The organism is Streptomyces cadmiisoli (assembly GCF_003261055.1).
GTDB lineage: Bacteria > Actinomycetota > Actinomycetes > Streptomycetales > Streptomycetaceae > Streptomyces > Streptomyces cadmiisoli.
This window is the reverse complement of the sequence record NZ_CP030073.1, coordinates 5,896,813-5,913,977: the sequence shown is the minus strand read 5'-3', so window position 1 is coordinate 5,913,977 and position 17,165 is coordinate 5,896,813. Positions and strand designations below refer to the sequence as shown.

Genomic DNA, 17,165 nt, shown 5'->3' with positions numbered 1-17,165 from the left:
CCGTGTCCGCCCCCCGCTCCACCACGCCCTGGCCCCTCGTCGCCCTTTTCACGGCCGGGTACCTCGCCCCTTACCTGCTGCCGACGGTCGTCGGCCGCCTCGACTCCGGACTGCCCGTCAGCGCCACCGAGGCGGGCGCCATCGGCAGCGCGCTGCTGCTGAGTTCGGCGGCCGCCGGATTCCTGCTGGCCGCGCGGGTCGCCCGGATCGGGCCCCGCACCCTGGCCCGCGCCGGCCTCGCCCTCGCCGTCCTCGGCTACGGCGGCGCGGCCCTCACCACCACCGTCTGGGCCGTCGTCACCGGCGCGGTGATCGGCGGTTTCGGCTCGGGCACGGCCACCGCGGTCGCCGCCACCGGTATCGCCGCCCGGCGCGAACCCCACCGCGCCACCACCGCCGGGCTGCTCGGCGTCTCCGCACTGGCGGGCGCCGTCTATCTGACGGTCCCGCACCTCGGCCCCGGGCACGGCCTGCCGCTGGCCGCGATCGCCCTGACCGCCCTCGCGGTCTGGCCGCTCACCGGCCGGCTCGCGACCGCCGCGGCGGCTGCTCCGCGGCCCGGCCGCGAGCACGCCCGGCCCCGTCTGCCCCATCTGCGCTCCGGGCTGGTCCTGGCCGCGGCCATGCCCTGCTGGTCGATGGCCCAGAACTCGCTGTGGGGCGTCAGCGGCCGGATCGGGCTGAGCCAGGCGCATCTGACGGAGGCGACCGTGGGCGTCGTCTTCGCCGTCGGGCTCGGCGCCGGACTGCTCGGGGTGGTCGGCGCCGGGGCGCTCGGCCCACGGCTCGGGCACGCCCTGCCCATCGGGGCCGGCACCGGCCTGATCGCGGTCTGCATCGCCGTCAGCGCCTCGGCGACCGGCCTCGCCGGCTTCGCGGTGGGCGAGATCGCCTGGAACGCCTGCTACCCGATCGTCCTGTCGTACGTCATCGGCCTGGCCGCCTCACTCGACCCGCACGGCCGCTGGGCGGTGCTCGTCGGCTCGGCGTCCTCGCTCGGCACCGCGGCGGGCCCGCTCACCGGCAGCGTCCTGGCGGCGCAGGCCGGCTTCCCCGCGATGGGCGCGGTACTGGCCGCCGGACTGCTGGTGATCGCCGTCCCCATGACGGCCGTGGCGATGCGCGCCACCCGGCGTGCGCCGGTCGCCGTGGAGGTCCTGGAGATCCCGGTGGACGCCCCGCCGCTGTCCGCCCGGCGCTCCGCCTACGACGCGGCGGGACCCCTGTCGGCCGGCCGCGCCGCGTCCCGGTGACCGGGCGCACCGGGCCGCGCCGGACGGTGCGACCCGGCGCGCGGCGCCGGGCGTGCGGCGGTCAGCCGAACTCGTAGGCCTCCACCTCGGCGAGGTACCGTGCCCGCCGCTCCTCGTCGTGCTCCAGGAAGGACGCGGTGAAGGAGTTGCGGGCCAGTTCCCGCAGCCGGTCCTCGTCCAGCCCCAGCGCCGTCCGCACGGCGTCGAAGTTGTCGCCGGCGTAACCGCCGAAGTAGGCCGGGTCGTCGGAGTTGACCGTGCACAGCAGGCCCGCGTCGAGCATCGCCGGCAGCGGGTGCTCCGCCAGGGCGTCGACGGCACGCAACCGGACGTTGGACAGCGGGCACAGCGTCAGCGGGACCCGCTCGCGGACCAGCCGGGCGACCAGGGCCGGATCCTCCATGCAGCGCAGACCGTGGTCGATCCGCTCGGCACCGAGCACGTCCAGCGCCTCGGTGATGTACTCCGGCGGCCCCTCCTCACCGGCGTGCGCCACCCGCCGCAGCCCGAGGGCGGCGGCCGCCTCGTACACCTCGCGGAACTTCACCGGCGGATGCCCGACCTCGGCGGAGTCCAGCCCGACACCGGTGATCCGGTGCAGATAGGGCTTCGCCGCGTCCAGCGTCTCCAGCGCCGACGCCGCGGACTCGTCCCGCAGGAAGCACATGATCAACTGGGTGGAGACACCGTGGACGGCCTCGCTGCGCTCCAGCGCCCGCCACAGCCCTTCGACCACCGTGCCCAACGCGACACCCCGGGAGAGGTGCGCCTGCGGGTCGAAGAAGATCTCCGCGTGCCGCACGCCCTGCGCGGCGGCACGGGCGAGGTAGGCGTTCGCCAGGTCCTCGAAGTCCCGCTCGGTGCGCAGCACGGCCATCAGCCCGTAGTACAGGTCCAGAAAGGACCGGAGGTCGTCGAACCGGTAGGCCCCGCGCAGCGCTTCGGTGTCGGCGTACGGCAGCCGCACCCCGTTGCGCTCGGCGAGCTCGAAGGCCAGCTCCGGCTCCAGGGTGCCTTCGATGTGGAGGTGCAGTTCGGCTTTCGGGAGGGGCATCAAAGCATCGTACGGGCGTTTCACCGTCGCTTCGGAACCGGCACTCTCTGCAGGTCGTGCGCCACGCTCAGCTCGCCCTCGAACCCGGCCGCCCGCGCCTGCCGCTCGAACTCCTCGGGTTCGGCGTAGCGCTGGCTGAAGTGGGTCAGGACGAGGTGCCGTACGCCGCTCTCCGCGGCGACCCGGGCCGCCTGACCGGCCGTCAGGTGGCCGTGCTCCACGGCGAGCGAGGCGTCCTCGTCGAGGAACGTCGACTCGATGACGAGCAGGTCGCAGCCCTCGGCGAGCGCGTACACCCCGTCGCACAGCCGGGTGTCCATGACGAACGCGAACCGCTGCCCGCGCCGCACCTCGCTGACGTCCTCCAGACGGACGTCCCCGAGCGCGCCCTCCCGCTGGATCCGCCCCACGTCCGGCCCGCCGATGCCGTGCGCGGCGAGCCGCTCCGGCAGCATGCGGCGGCCGTCGGGCTCGACGAGCCCGTAGCCGAAGGACTCCACGGGGTGGGACAGCCGGTGGGCCCGGAGCGTGTACGACGGCGTCACCGCGAGGTCCCCGTCGCGGTCGACCGGCGCTTCGGCCAGCGGCACGGTCTCCCGGTAGGCGGTGGCGTACCGCAGCCGGTCGAAGAAGCGCTGCCCGGAGCGCGGGTAGTGGGCGGTGACCGGGTGCGGGACCTGGTCGAGGTTGATCCGCTGGATCACCCCGGCCAGCCCCAGCGAGTGGTCCCCGTGGAAGTGGGTGACGCAGATCCGGTCGATGTCGTGCGCCGCGACCCCGGCCCGCAGCATCTGGCGCTGGGTCCCCTCGCCGGGGTCGAACAGGATGCCCTGGCCGTCCCACCGCAGCAGATAGCCGTTGTGGTTGCGGTGCCGGGTCGGGACCTGGCTGGCGGTGCCGAGCACCACCAGTTCACGTACGGACACCGCGACTTACCCGGGGGGCCATTCGAGGCCGCGACCGCCCAGCACGTGGGCGTGCGCGTGCCAGACGGTCTGGCCGGCGCCGGCGCCGGTGTTGAAGACGACGCGGTAGCTCTCCAGCTTGTCCTCCTCGGCCACCGCCCGTGTCTCGCGCAGCACGTCGGCGGCCAGCTCCGGCGCCTCGGCGGCGAGCGTGGCGACGTCCCGGTGGTGGGCCCTGGGGATCACCAGGACGTGCGTGGGCGCCTGGGGATTGATGTCCCGGAAGGCGACGGTGGTCTCCGTCTCTCGGACGATCGTCGCCGGGACATGCCCCGCGACGATCTTGCAGAACAGGCAGTCGTCCTGCGGCTCCCCTGCCATGCGGGCTCCCTCCGGGGTTCGGGCCGGGTACGAAGGGCATCGTATCGCCGCCGACCGCGGGTGATCCGTGGCGGGCGGACGTTCGGGGCGGCGTCGCCCCGCGGCCCGTCAGGCGGGCAGGTCCGGGGGCGTCTTCGCCGGGCGTTCCTCCAGTGCCGCCAGCGCCAGCCGCACCGCCTCGTCCAGCTGCGGGTCCCGCCCCGCCACGTGGTCCTGCGGCCGCTGCGCCACCTCCACGTCCGGGTCCACGCCGTGGTTCTCCACCCGCCACTCGTAACCCTCCAGCCAGAACGCGTACTTCGGCTGGGTGATCAGCGTGCCGTCGACCAGCCGGTAGCGGCTGTCGATGCCCACGACGCCGCCCCAGGTGCGGGTGCCGACCACCGGACCCAGGCCGAGCGCCTTGATCGCGGCGTTGACGATGTCGCCGTCCGAGCCGGAGAACTCGTTGGCGACGGCCACCACCGGCCCGCGCGGCGCGTCCTGCGGATAGCTGTACGGGCGCATCCCGCGCGGCACGGCCCAGCCGACGATCCGCCGGGCCAGCTTCTCGATCACCAACTGGGAGGTGTGGCCGCCCCGGTTCTCCCGGACGTCCACCACGAGCCCCTCCCGGGCCACCTCCACCCGCAGGTCACGGTGGATCTGCGCCCAGCCCGGGGCCTGCATGTCGGGCACGTGGAGGTAGCCGAGCCGGCCTCCGGACCTCTCGTGGACGTGGGCCCGCCGGTCGGCGACCCAGGCGTGGTAGCGCAGCGGCTCCTCGTCCGCGATCGGCACGACCACCGCGTGCCGCACCTCGCCCCCGCCGGACGGGGAGACGGTCAGCTCCACGGGCTTGCCGGCCGTGCCGACCAGCAGCGGCCCCGGGCCGGTCACCGGATCGACCGCCCGCCCGGCCACCGCCACGATCGCGTCCCCGGGGCGCACCGCGACGCCGGGCGCCGCGAGCGGGGAACGGGCGTCGGGGTCGGAGGTCTCCGAGGGCAGGATCCGGTCGATGCGCCAACTGCCGTCGGCGTGCCGGGAGATGTCGGCGCCGAGCAGCCCCTGCCGGGCCCCGTGGCCGTGGCCGCCGCGCGGGAGGACGTACGCGTGCGAGGTGCCCAGCTCGCCCTGGACCTCCCAGAGCAGGTCCACCAGGTCGTCATGGGTGGCGATCCGCCGCAGGACGGGCCGGTAGCGGTCGAGCACACCGTCCCAGTCGACGCCGTTCATGTCGGGCCGCCAGAAGTGGTCCCGCATGATGCGGCCGGTCTCCTCGTACATCTGCCGCCACTCGGCCGCCGGGTCGACGGTCTGCCGCACCCGGCCCAGGTCGACGGTGACGTTGGTCTCGCTGTCGTCGTCGTTGGAGGCGCGCCGGTCGCTGGGCACGACCTTCAGGCGGCTGTCGGTCCACAGCAGGACACGCTTGCCGTCCCCGCTGACCTCGAAGTGGTCGGCGTCGGCGGCCAGGTGCTCCAGCCGGTGCTGGCCGAGGTCGTAGCGCTCCAGCTCGGTCTTGGGGTCGGGGTCGTCCGGAGTGGCCCGGGACGAGCCGAGGACCCCCTGCACGGGGTGCCGCAGCCACAGCACGCCGTCCTTCGCGGCGCGCAGGTTGGAGTAGCGGCCGGCCTCGACCGGGAACGGCACGATCCGGTCGGCGAGGCCTTCGAGGTCGATCCGGGTCGTCGGCGTGCCCTCGCTGTCGGGCGTCTCGCCCTTGTCGTGGGTCTCGAAGGGGCGGCCGTGCCGCTGCGGGCCGAACGGCGACGGCGTGGTCGCGGCCAGCGTGATCAGGTGCGGCCGGTCGCCGACGACGAACGCCAGGTCGAAGACGTGCTCGTCGTAGACCGGGTCGAAGGACCGGTTCGACAGGAAGGCGAGGTGCTTGCCGTCCGTGGTGAACGCGGGCGCGTAGTCCTGGAAGCGCAGCGGGGTCGCCTCGGTGACCGACAGATCGGTGGTGTTGGCGAGCCGCAGCTGGCACAGCGGGCGCGGGCCGGGGTGGGACCAGGCGAGCCAGGACGAGTCGGGCGAGAAGACCAGCCCGGACACGTCGCCGTTGTCGCTGCGGTCGACCTCGCGCACCTCGCCGGTCTCCCGTTCGACGAGCAGCAGCCGCCCGTCGTGCGAGGCGACCGCGGCCCGGCTGCCGTCGGGCGCCATGGCCAGCGACAGCACCCGGCCGAGCTGGCCGGCGGCCAGGCGGCGCGGAATGGAGCCCGGGATCAGTCCGGTGGCGGGCGCGAACTCCAGGGCGTCCTCGCCCTCGGCGTCGGTCACCCACACCACCCACTCCTCGCCCTCGGCGCGGAAGGTGCGCGGCAGCCGGGCCCGCACGCCGGGTTCGGCGGCCAGCGCGCGGGCCGGGCCGGACCGGTGGGTGACCCAGTGCACGGCGCCGCGCACGGAGACGGCGCTGCCGCGCGCGCTGTGGTCCGGCGAGGCGGACCCGAACCAGCGGGCGGCCTTCAGCGGGTACGGCTGGCGGTCGGTGCCCTGTCCGCCGAGGCGCAGGTCGAGCCGGCGCGGCTCGGCCCCGTCCAGGTCGTCCAGCAGCCACAGCTCACCGGCGCTCATGTGGACCAGGCGGGTGCCGTCACCGGCCAGGTGGCGGGCGTAGAAGCCGCCGAGGGGGGTGTGCCGGCGCAGGTCGGAGCCGTCGGCGAGGGAGGAGTACACCGCGCCGGTGCCCTCGTGGTCGGACAGGAACGCCAGCCGCTCCCCCACCCACACGGGGTGCTCGACGTTCCCGTCCAGCTCCTCGTGCAGCCGGACGAACTCGCCGTCGCCCCCGCGGTCGATCCACAGCTTGCCCGCCGTACCGCCGCGGTACCGCTTCCACCAGGCGGCCTCGCGCCCCATCGGCGCGGACAGCAGCACGGTGTGCGGGCCCTGGGCGACCTCCCCGACGGGCCCGTACTCCAGCCGGGTCGCCGGGCCGCCGTCCAGCGGGACGGCGTGCGCCCAGGTGCGGCGCAGACTGGCCTGGCCGTGCGTGGTCAGGGCGAGGACCCGTCCGTCCTCGGTCCAGCCGCGGACCTGGGTCTTCAGGCTGCCCCAGTGCGTCAGGCGCTTCGCCGGGCCGCCGTCGACCGGCGCGACGTGCACCTCGGGGGCGCCGTCACGGGTCGAGGTCCAGGCGACGGTGGTGCCGTCGGGAGAGATGCGCGGCATCGTCACGGGAACGTTGTCGGCGCTGACCCGCCAGGCCCGGCCGCCGTCGAGCGGGGCGATCCAGACGTCGTCCTCGGCGGTGAAGGCGACCAACTCACCGTGCGGGTGCGGGAACCGGAGATACGCCGACGTGGCGGGCGCTGCGGACTCAGTCACCCGGTCACCCTATGCAGCGGCGGCGCCCGCGCACAGCGGTTTCGATCACCTTTCGCCCTCGCCTCACTTGCCCTGCGGCCAGCAGTTCGGATCGTCCTGGCACCACACGGTGCGGGTGACCGTCACCGTGGTGGTGGGGCCGGCGCCGGGCCGGTCGCCGGCGGGCGGGGCTCCGGTGGCGTCGCAGTCGCCGAGCCCGGTGACCCGGAACCACTGCTTGCCGCCCACCGTCGCGGTCAGGTCGCCGCGCACACAGGCGCCGTTCACCGCGCGCGTCACCCGGCCCGTGACCGTGATCTCCCGGCCGTCCCGGGTCTCCCCTTCGCAGTCGACGTCCGCGACGGTGCGCTCGCTCGCCGTGGGGCTCGGCCGGTCGCCGCCCGCGAAGTCGGCTGTGCAGCTGAGCCACTGGACGTCGGCCTCCCGCCGCTCCAGTTCCCGGGTGGCCAGCTCGTCGGTCGTGTAGGCCACGGTCGCGGAGCTCAGCGCGCCCGGCTCGCAGCCGACGGCGCCGACCGCCCCGACCACCACGACCCCGGCGGCCACCGCCACCCGACGGCCGCGCGAACGGCCCCGAATCCACCGCATCGCCCCCATGGACGGCAGCCTGCCACCGTCCCGGCCGTCGCGGTAGGGCGCATACGGCCACCGGTGCCACGCCACTCGGTACCCTCGCACGTCACCACGTGCCGGCCGCCGAACACCCGTCCCCCGGAGGAACGTTGCCCCCTCGCGTCCGTGTCCGCAGGAACGTCGCTCTGCCCGCGCCGCGCGTGCCCGACGGCGGGGCGGACGCGCCGGGCGTGACGGATCCGGCGGTCGGTCCGCCGGCGCCGCCGGGGCGCCGGCGGGTGCGGATGCTCGTCGATGTCGTCGACCGTCCCGACGAGGTCGACTACGCCACCGGCCTGTTCGAGGAGCGCGGCTGGTCCGTGCGGCCCGCGGAGGCCGACGAGCGGCCGCGGGCCGCCCGGGGGCAGCGGACGGCGCTGGTCGTCGAGGTGCGGCTGCACGGGGCGCGCCTCGGGGCGGTGCGCACGGCCGTGGCGGAGGTGGAGCGGCTGGTCGGGCAGGCCGAGCTGGGGGCGTGGGTGCGCGACGCCGCGCTGGTCGAGCACGAGCGCCCGGCGCGTACGACGTACCACGTGCACCGCACGGCGGGCGGGGGCGGGCGGCCGTCGCGGATGTGGACCTGGCTGGGCTTCCTGGACGAACAGCGGGCGGTGACGGTGCCAGCCGGCCCCGGCTCGCGGGACGCGGCGGAGGCGGAAGTGACCGCGCGCCCGCTGGGCGGACGGGACTTCGTCCCCGGCCGGCACGCACTGCGCGTCCCGGGCCACTCGGACGCAAACCCGCCGCGCGACGAGACGCCGCGGGCCCGGCGGACCCGGCTGGCCTGGATGACGGCGGGCGCCGCGGGCATCGTCCTCGCGGTCGTCTGCGGCATGTACGCGGTACGGGCGGAGGGCGCCTGGAAGCTGCCGCCGCTGGTGCTGAGCGCGGCGGGCGCGCTGCCGCTGGGCCGGATGGCCAAGGAGACCCGGGACCGGGGGCGGCTCGCGCAGTGGGCCGCCGGGGTCGCAGGGACCAGCACGCTGGCCGCGTTCGGCGCGCTGGCCGGGCGGGACGTGTCCCCGGCCCGCCTGTGGGCGGGGATGCTGCTGCTGGGGGCGGTGGCCTTCGTCGGCACCGGGGTGGTCCTCGCGGTGCGCCGGACGCTGTTCACCCGGCACGCGACCTGGCTGGTACCGCTGTCGGTGCCGGTGGTCTGGTCTATGGTGCGGTGGCTGGGCGGCCAGATGCACGACGAGTACCTGGACCGCTTCGACATCCCCGCCGCCACCGTGCCCGCCCCCGCGCTGGGCGCGTATCTGGCGGCCGGCCGGCCCATGGCCCTCGCCCTGGGCAGCGTGCTGGCCTTCGTCGCGGTCGTCGGCTGGCTGCGCCACTTCCACGTCCTGGCGCGGGACGGCGGCTTCCGGCTCTACGCGGCGGTCCTCACCACCCTGCTGTCCGTCGCCTACGCCCTGACCGCCGTCGCCCTGGGCGCCGAGCACGCCGGGCGCTCGGCGGGCAGCGCGGCCGGGGCCGTCGCGCAGCGGGGCACGGATCCACCGGACTACTACGGGCTGAAGGGCCACCTGGTCTGCGTACGCCCCGTGGAGGCCGGCAAGCCCGTGCCGGTGGAGAACGGGCCGCTGCCCACCGGCCACCCGGTGGTGTCCTTCGGGGCGTCCGGCGACTGGATCTGGCTGTGGGATCCGGCCCGCAGGCACGAACCCGGCCCGGAGGCCTTCGCCGTCCGCCGCGAGGACGTCCAGCTGCTGCCCACGGAGAACCGGTCGCCGGGGACGTGCCCCGCGCCCTAGGGCCGTCACATTCCCGACTGCCCCGCGCCGCCCGGCGCGCGCCCTCGCCGCGCCGGCGGACCCGGGTGCGGCGCGACAGCGGACCGTGCGGGCTCGTCGTGGGCGGCCGGGTTGGAGCGGTGCACGGGGGGCGCGGTCAGCCGCTCAGCAGCAGCCACTCCTGCAGCTCCACCAGGTTCCCCTCCGGGTCCTTGAGGTGGGCGGCCCGCATGCGGTCCGTCATCGCGGCGGGTCCGTGCAGCAGGGTCGCGCCCCGCGACGTGATCCGCTCGCAGTAGGCGTCCAGGTGCTCGACGCGCAGCACGACCAGCGAGCGGTGCCCGGCCGCCGTGTCGCCCAGCTCCCCGAGGACGTCGGCCATCACCGCCCGGTCCTGGAGGGCGATACCGGCCGCCCCGGCGGTGGGACTGAACTTCTCGTACGGCCCCTCGGCCGCGCCCGACTGCGGCTTGAGGCCGAGGACGTCGGTGTAGAAGCGGTAGCAGGCGGCGAAGTCACCGACCAGCAGTCTCACCTGGGCGAGCTCCATCACGTCCTCCCTCGGCCGGGGTCAGGACCAGCGTCCGGTGCGGCCCAGCAGCAGGGCGGCCGCGGCGGTGCCCGCGGTCGAGGTGCGCAGCACGCTCGGCCCGAGCCGGTAGGGCTTCGCGCCGGCCTCCTCGAAGAGTGCCAGTTCCTCCGGGGAGACGCCTCCTTCGGGCCCGACGACCAGCACGATCTCGCCCTCGGCGGGCAGGTCGGCGGCGGCCAGGGGGGCCATGCCGCTCTCGTGCAGCACGGCGGCGAAGTCGGCCTCGGCGAGCAGGGCGGCGACCCGCTTGCCCGTCGCCGGCTCGTCGACCTCCGGGAAGCGCACTCGGCGGGACTGCTTGCCGGCCTCACGGGCGGTGGCCCGCCACTTGGCCAGCGCCCGGGCGCCGCGCTCGCCCTTCCACTGGGTGATGCAGCGGGCGGCGGCCCACGGCACGATCGCGTCGACGCCGACCTCGGTCATGGTCTCCACGGCCAGCTCACCGCGGTCGCCCTTGGGCAGGGCCTGGACCACGGTGATACGGGGGGTCGGCATGGGCTCCTCGCGCACCTCGCGCAGGTCCAGCAGCAGCCGGTCCTTGCCCTCGGTGCCGGTCACCTCGCCCTCGGCCCAGTGCCCGGCGCCGTCCGTGAGGACGACACCCTCCCCCGTCCGCAGCCGTTTGACGGACACGGCGTGCCGCCCTTCGGGGCCGTCCAGGACGAAGCGCCCGCCCCGACCGGGGCCGAAGCGGTCGACCACGAAGACCGGGGCGGTCATCCAGCACCGCCGCCGGACAGCGCCGTCCCGGCCGCGCCGAGTTCGGCGGCCAGCAGTTCCACCAGCTGCCCGGCCGGCAGCTCGCGCGCCATCCGGTGACCCTGCCCGGCCCACAGCGCCATGCCCTGCGCGTCCCCGGCCTTGGCGGCCGCCTTGCGCAGCGGCGAGGTGAGGTGGTTGATCTCGGGGTAGGCGGCGGGGGCGTACGGTCCGTGCTCGCGCATGAACCGGTTGACCAGGCCGCGGGCGGGCCGGCCGGTGAACGCGCGGGTCAGCCCCGTGCGGACGAACAGCGGGTTGGTCAGCGCCTCCTTGTGCACGGCGGGCGCGCCGGACTCGGGCGTGACCAGGAAGGCGGTGCCGAGCTGGGCGGCGCTCGCGCCCGCGGCCAGGGCGGCGGCGATCTGGCTGCCGCGCATGATGCCGCCGGCGGCGACGAGCGGCAGGCCCACGGCCTCGCGGACCTGGGCGATCAGGGAGAGCAGCCCGATCGCGGAGCCGTCGTTCTCCGGGATGTCCCGGTGGGTGCCCTGGTGGCCGCCGGCCTCGACGCCCTGCACGATCACGACGTCGGCGCCGGCCCGCTCGACGGCACGGGCCTCGTCGGGCGTGGTGGCGGTGGCCAGGGTGAGCGTTCCGGCCCGGCGCAGGGAGTCCAGGACCTCGCGGCTCGGGCAGCCGAAGTGGAAGGAGACCACCGGCACCGGGTTGTCGAGCAGCACCGCGAGCTTGGCCTCGTAGCCGTCGTCGCGTCCGCTGTCCGGGTCGCCCAGCTCCACCTCGTACCAGGCGGCCTCGCCGGCCAGCTGGTGGGCGTAGACATCGACCGCGGCGGAGTTCGCGGGGGCGGTGCCGGCCGCTCCGGTGGAGGCGGCACCCGCTCCGGGGTGCTCGGGCTGCGGCATGAACAGGTTCACGCCGAAGGGGCGGCTCGTGAGGCTCCGCAGCTGCTTGATCTCCTGGTACATGCCGTCGGCCGTCTTGTAGCCGGCGGCCAGGAACCCGAGCCCGCCGGCCTCGGCCACGGCCGCGGCGAGCTGCGGCACGGAGACGCCGCCCGCCATGGGGGCCTGCACGATCGGAAGCGGGAAGAGATCGGTCAGTGCGGAGGACATGACGGCATGTTGTCACGTCCTACGAACAAGTCCGAATCCGGCCGTCCACCCGGTACGAGCCGGCCGCGGGGCGCCCCGGGGAGCCCGAGACGCCCGGCGCCCGCGGCGAGCCGCCGACCTGGCGACCCGGCCGCGCTCACCGCACCGCGTCACCACCGGAGGACCGGCCCGGGGGCCGGTCCCGCGGCTCAACGGCCGTTGAAGGCGTCCTTCAGGCGTGAGAACAGGCCCTGCTGCCCGGGCTGGAACTGGCCCTGCGGCCGTTCCTCGCCGCGCAGCTTGGCCAGCTCGCGCAGCAGGTTCTCCTGCTCCGGGTCGAGCTTGGACGGGGTCTGGACCTCGACGTGGACGATCAGGTCGCCCCGGCCGCCGCCGCGCAGGTGGGTGACGCCCCGGCCGTGCAGCGGGATCGACTGGCCCGACTGGGTGCCCGGGCGGATGTCGACCTCCTCCATGCCGTCGAGCGTCTCCAGCGGCACCTTGGTGCCGAGGGCCGCCGCCGTCATCGGGATCGTGACCGTGCAGTGCAGGTCGTCGCCGCGGCGCTGGAAGGTCGTGTGCGGCAGCTCGTGGATCTCGACGTAGAGATCACCGGCCGGACCGCCGCCGGGGCCGACCTCGCCCTCGCCGGCGAGCTGGATGCGCGTGCCGTTGTCCACACCGGCCGGGATCTTGACCGTCAGGGTCCGGCGGGACCGCACCCGGCCGTCGCCCGCGCACTCTGGGCACGGGTTGGGCACCACGGTGCCGAAGCCCTGGCACTGCGGACACGGCCGCGAGGTCATGACCTGGCCCAGGAACGACCGCGTCACCTGCGACACCTCGCCGCGGCCGCGGCACATGTCACATGTCTGGGCCGAGGTGCCCGGCGCCGCGCCCTCTCCACTGCACGTGGAGCACACGATCGCCGTGTCGACCTGGATGTCCTTGGTCGTGCCGAAGGCCGCCTCGTCCAGTTCGACATCGATGCGGATCATGGCGTCCTGGCCGCGGCGGGTGCGCGAGCGCGGTCCGCGCTGCGACGCCGTGCCGAAGAACGCGTCCATGATGTCGGAGAAGTTCCCGAAGCCGCCCGCGCCGAAGCCGCCGGCGCCCGCGCCGCCGCTCTGCGAGAGGGGGTCGCCGCCGAGGTCGTAGACCTGCTTCTTCTGCGGGTCCGACAGCACCTCGTAAGCGGCGTTGATCTCCTTGAACCGCTCCTGCGTCTTCGGATCGGGGTTGACATCCGGGTGCAGCTCGCGAGCGAGCCGCCGGAAGGCCTTCTTGATCTCTTCCTGCGACGCGTCGCGACGCACGCCGAGAACGGCGTAGTAGTCCGTGGCCACTTACGACTCCGCCAGGATCTGTCCGACGTACCGTGCCACTGCGCGTACCGCTCCCATCGTTCCCGGGTAATCCATGCGGGTCGGTCCGACCACGCCGAGCTTGGCGACTGCCTCGCCGCCCGAACCGTAGCCGACCGAGACCACGGACGTGGAGTTGAGTCCCTCATGGGCGTTCTCGTGCCCGATGCGCACGGTCATGCCCGAATCCTTCGCCTCGCCAAGCAACTTGAGCAGAACGACCTGCTCCTCCAGCGCCTCCAGCACCGGCCGGATGACGAGAGGGAAGTCATGTCCGAAGCGGGTGAGATTGGCGGTACCACCGATCACCAGCCGCTCCTCGGTCTGTTCGACCAGCGTCTCCAGGAGGGTGGAGAGCACCGTGTGCACCGCCGCCCGGTCCTCGATCTCGAAGGCCTCGGGCAGATCCTGCACCAGTTGCGGCACGTCGGGAAACCGCCGGCCCGCGATCCGGCTGTTCAGCCGGGCCCGCAGATCCGCCAGGGACGTCTCGCCGAACGGCGCGGGGCAGTCGACCAGGCGCTGCTCCACCCGGCCGGTGTCGGTGATCAGCACCAGCATCAGGCGGGCGGGCGCCAGCGACAGCAGTTCCACGTGGCGCACCGTGGAACGGGTCAGCGACGGGTACTGCACGACGGCGACCTGCCGGGTGAGCTGCGCGAGCAGCCGCACCGTCCGGGCCACGACGTCGTCGAGGTCGACGGCCCCGTCGAGGAAGTTCTGGATCGCGCGCCGCTCCGGCGCCGTGAGCGGCTTGACCTCGGCCAGCTTGTCGACGAACAGCCGGTAGCCCTTGTCCGTCGGGATGCGCCCGGCGCTGGTGTGCGGCTGGGCGATGTACCCCTCGTCCTCCAGCGCCGCCATGTCGTTGCGGACGGTCGCCGGTGAGACGCCGAGGCTGTGCCGCTCGGTGAGCGCCTTGGAGCCGACCGGCTCCTCGGTGCCGACGTAGTCCTGGACGATGGCGCGCAGCACCTGGAGCCGTCGTTCACTGAGCATCGCGCACACCTCCAGCTGTCGTCCCCTGAGCGTCCCTGGCACTCGGCGCATGCGAGTGCCAGCCCTACCCGGCCCAGTGTACGGCCGTCGGGTACGGCCCGGGCAAGGCCGGTCCTGCGAGGTCGTGGCATGCGGGCGCCTGGAGCTAGCGTCGCCGTATGACGGTGACTTGGGAAGAGCTGGGGTGGGAACGGCTGGCCGCCGGAGTCGGCCGCCGGCGGCTGCCGGGCTGGGACTGCACGGTGGGGCTCGTCGTCGGCCGCGGCGCCGCCCTGCTGATCGACGCCGGCTCGAGCCTCGCGGAAGGAGCCCGGCTGAGGGCGGAGGCGGAAGGGCTCGCCCGGCACCGTGTGACCCATCTCGCGCTCACCCACCCCCACTTCGACCACGTCTTCGGCGCCGCCGCGTTCGCGGGCGCCGAGGTGTTCGGCGCGGTCGGCGTGGACGCCGTGCTCGGCGGGCGGCGCGGACGTGAGGAACTGCGCGTGGACGCCGTCCGCAACGGCCTCGACGCCGGTACGGCGCAGGAGGCGGCCGACACGCTGGTGCCGCCCCGGCACCACGTCAGCGGCGAGTGGACGCTGGACCTGGGCCCCGGCCGCCAGGTCCTGCTGGCCAACGTGGGCCCGGCGCACACCGCGCACGATCTGGTGGTGCTGGTCCCGGGCGACCCGGAGGTGGTCTTCTGCGGCGACCTGGTCGAGGAGTCCGGCGAACCGCAGGCCGGCCCCGACGCCGTGCCGTCGCACTGGCCGGCCGCCCTGGACCGGCTGCTCGACCTCGCCGGCGAGGACGCGGTGTACGTGCCCGGTCACGGAGCGGTGGTGGACGCGGCGTTCGTCCGTGCGCAGCGGGACGCGCTGGCCACGCGTTTCGGCGTGTCGTAGGTGCCGCGCGCCGGCTTCTCCTATCGTCGTTCGAATGCGCCAGTACTCTCCGGACCTGACTCCGCCGTGGAAGAGGTCCCGGCCCGTCCCCGAGGTCGCGGCGGAGCCCGGCCTGGTGGTCGAGGAGCCCGGCAGCGGGTTCTGCGGCGCGGTGATCCGCTGCGAGGCGGGCACGGTCACCCTGGAGGACCGCTTCGGCAAGCACCGGGTGTTCCCGCTGGAGCCCCGGGGCTTTCTGCTGGAGGGCCGGGTGGTGACGCTGGTGCGGCCGTCCGCCGCCGCTCCGGTACGCCCGACCCGTACGGCGTCGGGATCGGTCGCCGTGCCCGGCGCACGCGCGCGTGTGGCCCGTGCGGGCCGCATCTACGTGGAGGGCCGGCACGACGCCGAGCTGGTCGAGAAGGTGTGGGGCGACGACCTGCGCGTCGAGGGCGTGGTCGTGGAGTACCTGAACGGTGTGGACGACCTGCCGTCGATCGTGTCGGACTTCGCGCCGGGCCCCGACGCGCGGCTCGGCGTCCTGGTGGACCACCTGGTGCCGGGCACCAAGGAATGGCGGATCGCCGAGTCGGTGACCGGTGAGCACGCCCTGGTGGTCGGTCACCCGTACATCGACGTCTGGGAGGCGGTGAAGCCGTCGGCCCTGGGGATCGCGGCGTGGCCGCGGGTGCCGCGCGGGCAGGACTGGAAGACGGGGGTGTGCCGGGCGCTGGGCTGGCCGGAGCACACCGGGGCGGCCTGGCAGCAGATCCTGGGCCAGGTGACGTCGTACAAGGACCTGGAGCCGGAGCTGCTGGGCAGGGTCGAGGAACTGATCGACTTCGTCACGGCGGGCGACACGTGAGCCGGGCGGCGCTCGTGCCGGACGGCGCGTCATGCCCGGCGGCGCTCGTGCCGGGCGGTGCGTGTGCCGGGCCGTGCGTGACTCCGGGGCGCGCCTGACGCCGGGCCACACCTGACGCCCGGCCGCGTCCGACGGTGCCCCGACTCCCCCGGATCGCTCAGTCGACCAGGTCGCGCACCACCGCGTCCGCCAGCAGGCGTCCGCGCAGTGTCAGCACCGCGTGCCCGGCGTCGTAGGCCGCCTGCTGGAGCAGCCCGTCGGTCAGGGCGCGGCGGGAGGCCGCGAGGCCCTCGGCGCGCAGCAGGGGCAGCGGCACGCCCTCCCGCAGCCGCAGCTCCAGGAGGATCCGCTCCACCCGGCGGTCCTCGTCGGAGAGCAGTTCGCGCCCGGCGCCCGGGGAGCGCCCGGCGGCCAGCGCCGCCGCGTACGCGCCCGGATGCTTCATGTTCCACCAGCGCACCCCGCCGACGTGGCTGTGGGCGCCGGGTCCCGCGCCCCACCAGTCGGCGCCCCGCCAGTACAACTCGTTGTGCAGGCAGCGGGCGGCGTTCGAGGTGGACCAGTTGGACACCTCGTACCAGTCGAAGCCGGCCGCGGACAGCCGCTCCTCCGCGATCAGGTAGCGGTCGGCGTGCACGTCGTCGTCGGTCATCGGGATCTCGCCGCGGCGGATCCGGCGCGCCAGCTGCGTGCCCTCCTCCACGATCAGCGCGTAGGCGCTGACGTGGTCCGGGCCCGCGCCCAGCGCGGCGTCCAGGGAAGCCCGCCAGTCGTCGTCCGACTCGCCCGGCGTGCCGTAGATCAGATCCAGGTTGACGTGCTCGAAGCCGGCCGCGTGGGCCTCCGCCACACAGGCCTCGGGGCGGCCCGGCGTGTGCGTGCGGTCCAGCACCTTCAGCACGTGCCGGCGCGCGCTCTGCATGCCGAAGGAGATCCGGTTGAAGCCGCCCTCCCGCAGCGCCGTCAGATAGGCGGGGTCGACCGACTCCGGGTTCGCCTCGGTGGTGACCTCCGCGTCCTCGGCCAGGCCGAACTCGTCGCGGATCGCGCCCAGCATCCGGACCAGGTCGTTCGCGGCGAGCAGCGTGGGTGTGCCGCCGCCGACGAACACGGTGCGGACCTCGCGCGGATCGTCGCCGAGGACCTTGCGGGCCAGGCGGATCTCGTCGATCAGGGTGTCGGCGTAGTTGTCGCGGGAGGCGAGGACGCCGCCGGTGCCGCGCAGTTCGGTCGCGGTGTAGGTGTTGAAGTCGCAGTAGCCGCAGCGGGTCGCGCAGTACGGGACGTGCAGGTAGAAACCGAGCGGACGGTCCGCCGCCCCGGCGAGCGCGGGCGCGGGCAGCGCGCCGTCGTCGGGGACGGGCTCACCGTCGGGGAGTGCGGAAGGCATGTCCCCCATTGTCCAG

General features: G+C 74.8%; 15 protein-coding genes. 4 read left to right on the top strand and 11 right to left on the bottom strand.

What is annotated here, in order from left to right:
• Window positions 1-2: 2 nt before the first annotated feature.
• Window positions 3-1,253 (top strand): MFS transporter, encoded by a 1,251-nt coding sequence (locus tag DN051_RS25795; RefSeq protein ID WP_112439593.1) that lies wholly within the window; start codon window positions 3-5, stop codon window positions 1,251-1,253.
• Between the two features lie 61 nt (window positions 1,254-1,314).
• Here the strand turns inward: DN051_RS25795 and DN051_RS25790 are convergent, their stop codons facing one another.
• The 5 genes from DN051_RS25790 to DN051_RS25770 all read right to left on the bottom strand — a co-directional run bounded on the left by DN051_RS25790 (window position 1,315) and on the right by DN051_RS25770 (window position 7,508).
• The gene (locus tag DN051_RS25790; RefSeq protein WP_053758206.1) at window positions 1,315-2,307 is read right to left on the bottom strand and encodes an adenosine deaminase; all 993 of its coding nucleotides are present in this window, start codon (window positions 2,305-2,307) and stop codon (window positions 1,315-1,317) included.
• A gap of 20 nt (window positions 2,308-2,327) precedes the next feature.
• Window positions 2,328-3,233 carry a ribonuclease Z gene (locus tag DN051_RS25785; protein ID WP_053758205.1) on the bottom strand — a complete coding sequence of 302 codons (906 nt, stop codon included), beginning with the start codon at window positions 3,231-3,233 and terminating at the stop codon, window positions 2,328-2,330.
• A 6-nt stretch (window positions 3,234-3,239) separates the two neighbouring features.
• Window positions 3,240-3,593 carry a histidine triad nucleotide-binding protein gene (locus DN051_RS25780; RefSeq protein ID WP_053758204.1) on the bottom strand — a complete coding sequence of 118 codons (354 nt, stop codon included), beginning with the start codon at window positions 3,591-3,593 and terminating at the stop codon, window positions 3,240-3,242.
• 108 nt (window positions 3,594-3,701) lie between these two features.
• Window positions 3,702-6,911 (bottom strand): S41 family peptidase, encoded by a 3,210-nt coding sequence (locus DN051_RS25775; RefSeq protein WP_053758203.1) that lies wholly within the window; start codon window positions 6,909-6,911, stop codon window positions 3,702-3,704.
• Between the two features lie 63 nt (window positions 6,912-6,974).
• On the bottom strand, window positions 6,975-7,508 hold the full coding sequence (locus DN051_RS25770; RefSeq protein WP_112442441.1) for a hypothetical protein: 534 nt from the start codon (window positions 7,506-7,508) through the stop codon (window positions 6,975-6,977).
• Window positions 7,509-7,633: 125 nt separating this feature from the next.
• Between DN051_RS25770 and DN051_RS25765 the strand changes: the two genes are divergently transcribed.
• Complete coding sequence (locus DN051_RS25765) at window positions 7,634-9,280, top strand: hypothetical protein (protein WP_162624984.1); 1,647 nt, start codon at window positions 7,634-7,636, stop codon at window positions 9,278-9,280.
• Window positions 9,281-9,416: 136 nt separating this feature from the next.
• Here the strand turns inward: DN051_RS25765 and DN051_RS25760 are convergent, their stop codons facing one another.
• From DN051_RS25760 to hrcA, 5 genes are all read right to left on the bottom strand, one after another.
• Entirely contained in the window at window positions 9,417-9,809 is a 393-nt protein-coding gene (locus DN051_RS25760; RefSeq protein WP_053758201.1) for a VOC family protein, read from the bottom strand.
• Window positions 9,810-9,830: 21 nt separating this feature from the next.
• On the bottom strand, window positions 9,831-10,571 hold the full coding sequence (locus DN051_RS25755) for a 16S rRNA (uracil(1498)-N(3))-methyltransferase (RefSeq protein ID WP_053758200.1): 741 nt from the start codon (window positions 10,569-10,571) through the stop codon (window positions 9,831-9,833).
• A complete protein-coding gene (locus DN051_RS25750; RefSeq protein ID WP_112439591.1) occupies window positions 10,568-11,686 on the bottom strand; it encodes a nitronate monooxygenase in 1,119 nt (372 codons plus the stop codon). The genes DN051_RS25755 and DN051_RS25750 overlap by 4 nt, the downstream gene beginning before the upstream one ends.
• Before the next feature lie 188 nt (window positions 11,687-11,874).
• Window positions 11,875-13,011 carry a molecular chaperone DnaJ gene (dnaJ, locus tag DN051_RS25745; protein WP_053758198.1) on the bottom strand — a complete coding sequence of 379 codons (1,137 nt, stop codon included), beginning with the start codon at window positions 13,009-13,011 and terminating at the stop codon, window positions 11,875-11,877.
• Window positions 13,012-14,028: a heat-inducible transcriptional repressor HrcA gene (gene hrcA / locus DN051_RS25740; protein ID WP_053758197.1), complete on the bottom strand. Its 1,017-nt coding sequence runs from the start codon at window positions 14,026-14,028 to the stop codon at window positions 13,012-13,014.
• 158 nt (window positions 14,029-14,186) lie between these two features.
• Here hrcA and DN051_RS25735 point away from each other — a divergent pair, with 158 nt between their 5' ends.
• Entirely contained in the window at window positions 14,187-14,915 is a 729-nt protein-coding gene (locus tag DN051_RS25735; protein WP_053758196.1) for an MBL fold metallo-hydrolase, read from the top strand.
• 34 nt (window positions 14,916-14,949) lie between these two features.
• The gene (locus tag DN051_RS25730; protein WP_112439590.1) at window positions 14,950-15,759 is read left to right on the top strand and encodes a DUF3097 domain-containing protein; all 810 of its coding nucleotides are present in this window, start codon (window positions 14,950-14,952) and stop codon (window positions 15,757-15,759) included.
• 157 nt (window positions 15,760-15,916) lie between these two features.
• On the opposite strand, the gene hemW is transcribed toward DN051_RS25730, so the two are convergent.
• Entirely contained in the window at window positions 15,917-17,149 is a 1,233-nt protein-coding gene (gene hemW, locus DN051_RS25725) for a radical SAM family heme chaperone HemW (RefSeq protein ID WP_112439589.1), read from the bottom strand.
• Window positions 17,150-17,165: the final 16 nt, after the last annotated feature.

Coding starts and splice junctions, on each gene's coding strand:
- DN051_RS25790 (WP_053758206.1), bottom strand. CDS start 2,307: ATGCCCCTCCCGAAAGCCGAACTGCACCTCCACATCGAAGGCACCCTG.
- DN051_RS25780 (WP_053758204.1), bottom strand. CDS start 3,593: ATGGCAGGGGAGCCGCAGGACGACTGCCTGTTCTGCAAGATCGTCGCG.
- DN051_RS25770 (WP_112442441.1), bottom strand. CDS start 7,508: ATGGGGGCGATGCGGTGGATTCGGGGCCGTTCGCGCGGCCGTCGGGTG.
- DN051_RS25760 (WP_053758201.1), bottom strand. CDS start 9,809: ATGGAGCTCGCCCAGGTGAGACTGCTGGTCGGTGACTTCGCCGCCTGC.
- DN051_RS25755 (WP_053758200.1), bottom strand. CDS start 10,571: ATGACCGCCCCGGTCTTCGTGGTCGACCGCTTCGGCCCCGGTCGGGGC.
- DN051_RS25750 (WP_112439591.1), bottom strand. CDS start 11,686: ATGTCCTCCGCACTGACCGATCTCTTCCCGCTTCCGATCGTGCAGGCC.
- hrcA (WP_053758197.1), bottom strand. CDS start 14,028: ATGCTCAGTGAACGACGGCTCCAGGTGCTGCGCGCCATCGTCCAGGAC.
- DN051_RS25735 (WP_053758196.1), top strand. CDS start 14,187: ATGACGGTGACTTGGGAAGAGCTGGGGTGGGAACGGCTGGCCGCCGGA.
- DN051_RS25730 (WP_112439590.1), top strand. CDS start 14,950: ATGCGCCAGTACTCTCCGGACCTGACTCCGCCGTGGAAGAGGTCCCGG.
- hemW (WP_112439589.1), bottom strand. CDS start 17,149: ATGCCTTCCGCACTCCCCGACGGTGAGCCCGTCCCCGACGACGGCGCG.